General features: G+C 62.7%; 7 protein-coding genes. All 7 read right to left on the bottom strand.

Going from position 1 to position 6,009, the window contains the following annotated elements; all coding sequences use genetic code 11:
• The coding region (locus J7573_RS21850) for a POTRA domain-containing protein (protein ID WP_348529460.1) at positions 1-302 on the bottom strand (302 nt) is incomplete at its 3' end.
• A gap of 75 nt (positions 303-377) precedes the next feature.
• Positions 378-1,730: a sigma E protease regulator RseP gene (gene rseP / locus J7573_RS21845; protein ID WP_294340277.1), complete on the bottom strand. Its 1,353-nt coding sequence runs from the start codon at positions 1,728-1,730 to the stop codon at positions 378-380.
• A gap of 48 nt (positions 1,731-1,778) precedes the next feature.
• Positions 1,779-2,969, bottom strand: coding sequence for a 1-deoxy-D-xylulose-5-phosphate reductoisomerase (gene ispC / locus J7573_RS21840; RefSeq protein WP_294340275.1), 1,191 nt, complete (start codon positions 2,967-2,969; stop codon positions 1,779-1,781).
• Positions 2,966-3,781: a phosphatidate cytidylyltransferase gene (locus tag J7573_RS21835; protein WP_294340273.1), complete on the bottom strand. Its 816-nt coding sequence runs from the start codon at positions 3,779-3,781 to the stop codon at positions 2,966-2,968. The genes ispC and J7573_RS21835 overlap by 4 nt, the downstream gene beginning before the upstream one ends.
• Entirely contained in the window at positions 3,781-4,536 is a 756-nt protein-coding gene (gene uppS / locus J7573_RS21830) for a polyprenyl diphosphate synthase (RefSeq protein WP_027920033.1), read from the bottom strand. The genes J7573_RS21835 and uppS overlap by 1 nt, the downstream gene beginning before the upstream one ends.
• Before the next feature lie 15 nt (positions 4,537-4,551).
• The gene (frr, locus tag J7573_RS21825; protein WP_152959007.1) at positions 4,552-5,109 is read right to left on the bottom strand and encodes a ribosome recycling factor; all 558 of its coding nucleotides are present in this window, start codon (positions 5,107-5,109) and stop codon (positions 4,552-4,554) included.
• Positions 5,106-5,849: a UMP kinase gene (gene pyrH, locus J7573_RS21820; protein WP_027920035.1), complete on the bottom strand. Its 744-nt coding sequence runs from the start codon at positions 5,847-5,849 to the stop codon at positions 5,106-5,108. The genes frr and pyrH overlap by 4 nt, the downstream gene beginning before the upstream one ends.
• Positions 5,850-6,009: the final 160 nt, after the last annotated feature.

Raw genomic sequence — 6,009 nt, 5'->3', positions numbered from 1 at the left:
TTGCCTTCGATCTCGATGCTCGACACCGACGGGCGCTCGACCACGTTGATGATCAGGACGTTGCCATCGCGGTTCAGCTGGATGTCCTGGAAGAAGCCGGTCTTGAACAGCGAGCGGGTGGAATCCACCAGGCGGCGATCGTCAGCCTGGTCGCCAACGTTGAGCGGCAAGGCGCCGAACACGCTGCCAGCGGATACCCGCTGCAGGCCGTTGACACGAATATCGGAGATAGTGAAGGACTCGGCGTGAACTTCAGCGATCATCAGTGCGGACATGACCGCAGTTAGCAGCAGACGTTTCATGAAGTCCTTTTATTCCAACTGGCAATAAACAACCCGCCGCATGGAGACGGCAGGTTCGCAATTGAGCGAAGCTTTTTAAAGTCGACCCAGATCGTTGATCAGGGCGAGCAACATCACCCCTACGACCAAACTGATACCGATCTGGACCCCCCAACCTTGCACCCGTTCCGACAGCGGACGACCGCGCGCCCACTCGACCAGGTAAAACAGCAAATGCCCCCCATCCAGTACTGGGATGGGCAGCAGGTTAAGAACCCCCAGGCTTATGCTCAGGTAGGCCAGGAAATTCAGGAAATCCCCCACGCCGGACTGGGCTGAAGCGCCCGCCACTTTAGCAATGGTTATCGGTCCGCTCAAGTTTTTTACCGAGAGCTCCCCGAACAGCATTTTCTTTAGCGACTCGAGGGTCAGGACGCTCATGTTCCAGGTCCTCGAGAGGCCTTCGCCCACGGCATCCAACGGGCCGTAGCTGACTTCGCGGAGCATGCTGGGCGGCCATTCGGCGCCCTTCACACCCGCGCCGAGGTAACCCCCAACGGCCTTGCCTTCACCTTTGTGAGCCAGCGTGACCGGCACCTCCAGGGCCGCGCCATCACGCTCGACACGCAGCACCACCTGGGCGTCCGGGCGGGCGCGAACACTGTCCACCACCTGCTGCCAATCACTCAGCGCAGCGCCGTCGAGGGCGAGCAACTTGTCGCCTGCCTTCAGACCAGCGGCAGCGGCCGGGCCTTTCGGATCGATTTCGGCCAGCACCGGCGACACGGCCGGCCGCCATGGGCGCAGGCCCAGGGACTGGATAGGGTCAGGCTCGTCGGCGCCCTTGAGCCAATGGTCCAGTTTCACCTGCAGCTGGCGCTCGGCAGTGGCGCCTTCATCGCGCACCCCCACCTGCAGCGTGCCACTCTCACCCAGGCGTCGAACCAGTTGCAGATTGACAGCGGACCAACCGCTGGTCGCCTTGCCATCAATAGATACAATTTCCTGACCGGCGGCCAGGCCTGCTGAAGCTGCCAGGCTTCCGGATTCGACCGCGCCGATCACCGGGCGGACCTGCTGGGTACCGAGCATGGCCAGCAGCCAGAAGAAGAGGATGGCCAGGAGGAAGTTGGCGATCGGGCCTGCGGCCACGATCGCAATGCGCTGACGCACCGACTTGCGGTTGAAGGACTGATGGGCAAGCGCCGGAGGAACATCGCCTTCACGCTCGTCGAGCATCTTGACGTAGCCACCCAGAGGGATCGCCGCCACCACGAACTCGGTGCCCTGGCGGTCATGCCAGCGCAGCAGCGGCGTGCCGAAACCGACGGAGAAGCGCAGCACCTTGACCCCGCAGCGCCGAGCGACCCAGAAGTGACCAAATTCGTGGAACGTGACCAATACACCCAGGGCCACCAGGGTGCCGACAATCATGTAGAGCGCAGTCATATCTATCTCCGAATGACGTTCAGCAGAACCCTGGCATAGCCACCGGCCTCAACGGCCGTGACGCCTCAGCCACTCACGGGCCAGCTCGCGGGCGCGCTGGTCGGCTGCAAACACGGCCTCCAGCGAAGGCAGCGCCACCACAGGTTCCTGATCAAGCACCTGTTCGATCATACCCGCGATCTCCGGGAAGCGGATACGCCGCTGGAGAAATGCCTCGACGGCGACCTCATTGGCCGCATTGAGCACCGCAGGCGCACTGTTACCGGCTTCAGCCGCCTCGCGCGCAAGGCGCAGACAGGGAAAGCGCTGTTCGTCCGGCGCCTGGAAGTCCAGGCGGGCAATGGCGAACAGGTCCAGCGGTGCCACCCCGGAATCGATGCGCTCTGGCCAGGCCAGGGCGTTGGCGATAGGGGTGCGCATGTCCGGGTTGCCCAGCTGGGCCAGCACCGAACCATCGACGTAGTCGACCAGCGAATGGATCACGCTTTGCGGATGCACCACCACCTCGACCTTGGCCGGCGCCGCATCGAACAGCCAGCAGGCTTTAATCAGCTCCAGCCCCTTGTTCATCATGCTGGCCGAGTCCACCGAAATCTTCCGCCCCATAGACCAGTTGGGATGGGCGCAGGCTTGTTCCGGCGTGACATCGACCAGGGCCGCCTGGGGCGTTTCGCGGAACGGCCCACCCGAGGCGGTCAGCAGGATGCGACGTACGCCGACCTGGCTCAGGCCACGGGCATAATCGCCAGGCAGGCATTGGAAGATCGCATTGTGCTCGCTGTCGATCGGCAGCAGCACGGCACCACTGCGCCGCACCGCGTCCATGAACAGCGCGCCAGACATCACCAGCGCTTCCTTGTTGGCCAGCAACACCTTCTTGCCCGCCTCGACGGCGGCCAGGGTCGGGCGCAGGCCAGCGGCACCGACGATGGCCGCCATCACCGCATCCACTTCAGGGGCTGCTGCGACCTCACTGAGGCCCGCCTCCCCTACCAGCACCTGCGCACTGCAGCCAGCGCCAAGCAGACCATCACGCAGGCGCGTAGCGGCTTCGTCATTGGGCACCACGGCATAGACCGGACGGTGCCGAACACACAGGGCCAGCAGTTCGTCGATGCGCGAATAACCGCTCAGCGCGAACACCTGGTAGCGCTCAGGGTGCCGTGCAATCACATCAAGGGTGCTGAGACCGATCGAGCCGGTCGCACCCAGGACTGTAATTCGCTGCACGCCGCTCACATCACACCCCATTCGGCAGCCCACAACAGCACAGCAAAGATCGGGATCGCCGCCGTCAGGCTGTCGATGCGATCCAGCACACCACCATGGCCAGGCAGCAGGTTGCTGCTGTCCTTGATGCCGGCACGGCGCTTGAACATGCTCTCGGTCAGATCGCCGATCACCGACGACATGACCACCAGCGCAGCACCCAGCAGCCCCAGCAGAAGCTGGCCGAAGCCCCAGTCACGCGTGATGCCGACCACCAGGGTGATCACCAGGCTGACCGCCAGGCCACCATAGACACCTTCCCAGCTCTTGCCCGGGCTCACCTGCGGCGCCAGCTTGCGCTTGCCGAAGGCACGGCCAGAGAAATAGGCGCCGATATCGGCCGCCCAGACCAGTACCATGACCGACAGGATCAGCCAGTTACCCAGCTGCCAGTGCTTGAGCAGGATCAGCCCTTGCCAGGCTGGCAACAGGATCAGCAAGCCGATCAACAGCTTGCAGGCCGCACTGGCCCACAGTTCGCTGCTGCGTGGATAGGTCAGTACCAGCCAGGTGGCCAGCCCCCACCAGATGACCGAAGCCCCGAGCACCCAGGGTGCCAGGTCCGGCATGAGATGGAGCAGCATCAGCGCTCCGGCGACCACGGCGGCGTAGGCGATGCGCAAAGGCTGGGCCACAAGCCCGGCCAGACGCGCCCATTCCCAGGCACCGAGGGTCACCACGAAGCCGATGAACAGGGCGAAATCCCCGCCGTTGAGCAGGAAAAACCCACCCAGCGCGACCGGCAACAGGATCAGCGCAGTAATGATGCGTTGTTTAAGCATTAAGCACGAGCTCCAGCCTCGACCTGCTCGCTGGTCTTACCGAAGCGGCGCTGGCGCGAAGCGAAATCGGCCAGGGCTTTGCGCATGGCCTCGTGTTTGAAATCCGGCCAGTAGAGGTCGGAGAAGTACAGTTCGGCGTAGGCCAGCTGCCACAGCAGGAAATTGCTGATGCGGTGCTCGCCGCCGGTGCGGATGCACAGGTCGGGCAATGGCAGCTCGCCCGTGGCCAGGCAGGTCTGCAGAAGGCCCGGGGTGATGTCATCCGGACGCAGATGGCCGGCCTGGACCTCACGCGCCAAGCGCTGGGCAGCCTGTGCGATATCCCACTGGCCACCGTAGTTGGCGGCGATCTGCAGGATGAAGCGATTGCTGCCCGCGGTCAGCGCTTCGGCTTCGCGCATGGCGGCCTGCAGCTCGGGATGGAAACGCGAACGATCGCCGATGATGCGCAGGCTGATGTTGTTCTCGTTGAGGCGTCGGGCCTCACGGCGCAAGGCCGAGAAGAACAGCTCCATCAACGCGCCGACCTCTTCGGCCGGGCGCTGCCAGTTTTCACTGGAGAACGCGAACAGGGTCAGTACTTCGACCCCGGACTCGGCACACACCTCGATGACCGCGCGCACCGCATCGACGCCGGCCTTGTGCCCGGCAACGCCGGGCAACAGGCGCTTCTTCGCCCAGCGGTTGTTGCCATCCATGATGATCGCGACATGACGCGGCACCGAGGACGGTGCCGCCAACTTGGACTTTTCCATTAAAAAACCTCGGCCTTAAACGGCCATCAGGTCCTTTTCCTTGGCTTTGTAAGCAGCATCGACTTCAGCAATGAACTTGTCGGTCAGCTTCTGGATTTCATCAGCGGCACGACGCTCTTCGTCTTCGCTGATTTCCTTGTCCTTGGTCAGCTTCTTCAGGTCGCCCAGGGCATCACGACGCACGTTGCGCACGGCCACCTTGGCGTCTTCGGCAACGCCGCTGGCCTGCTTGGTGTAACCCTTGCGGGTTTCCTCGGTCAGGGCCGGCATCGGTACGCGGATGGTGGTACCGGCGCTGGACGGGTTCAGGCCCAGATCGGAGGTCAGAATGGCCTTCTCGATGGCAGCGCTGAGGTTCTTGTCGTGGGCGACGATCTTCAGGGTGCGGGCATCTTCGACGGTGATCGCAGCCACCTGGTTCAGCGGCATCTCGCTGCCCCAGGCAGTGACCTTGACGGTGTCCAGAATGCTTGGGTGGGCGCGACCGGTACGGATCGCCGCCAAGTTGCGAGCCAGCGCTTCCAGGGACTTGGTCATGCGCTCCTGCGCGTCTTTCTTGATGTCGTTGATCATTTTTGAACTTCCTCGATCAGAGTTCCTTCCGCGCCGCCATGCACGATGTTCAGCAGGGCGCCGGGCTTGTTCATGTTGAAGACGCGCAGCGGCATCTTGTGGTCGCGGCACAGACAAATTGCCGTCAGATCCATTACACCCAGCTTGCGATCCAGCACTTCATCGTAGGTCAGATGATCGAACTTCTCGGCATGCGGGTCCTTGAATGGGTCTGCAGTGTATACACCATCGACCTTTGTTGCCTTCAAAACTACATCGGCATCGATTTCGATGGCGCGCAGGCAAGCGGCGGAGTCGGTGGTGAAGAACGGGTTGCCGGTACCGGCAGCGAAGATTACGACTTCTTTAGCGTTCAGGTGGCGCATGGCTTTGCGGCGATCATAGTGATCGGTCACGCCTACCATGGAGATCGCCGACATGACGATGGCGGTGATGTTCGCCCGCTCCAGCGCGTCGCGCATGGCCAGGCCATTCATCACGGTGGCCAGCATCCCCATGTGGTCGCCGGTAACGCGGTCCATGCCGGCTGCACTGAGCGCCGCGCCACGGAACAGGTTGCCACCACCAATCACCAAGCCTACCTGAACACCGATGCCGACCAACTGGCCGACTTCCAGCGCCATGCGATCCAGGACCTTGGGGTCGATCCCGAACTCTTCCGAGCCCATCAGGGCCTCGCCGCTAAGTTTGAGTAGAATGCGTTTATAGCGAGCCTGATGACCACTGCCCTGCTGAGCCATTGCGAATCTCTCCTGCGGCGTTTGTAAAATTCTGGCGGGCTTCTTGAGCCTGCGTATAACTCTATCGTGACGCAGCGACTGCGTCAGCGAGCAACGGCCTTGTAAACCGTTCCCGCTTTGACAAAGAGGCTGCGCGCGTGAGCGGGCAGCCTCTTTGGGG

This window comes from Pseudomonas sp., assembly GCF_017744435.1.
Lineage (GTDB): Bacteria > Pseudomonadota > Gammaproteobacteria > Pseudomonadales > Pseudomonadaceae > Aquipseudomonas.
This window is presented reverse-complemented; position numbering and strand designations above follow the sequence as displayed.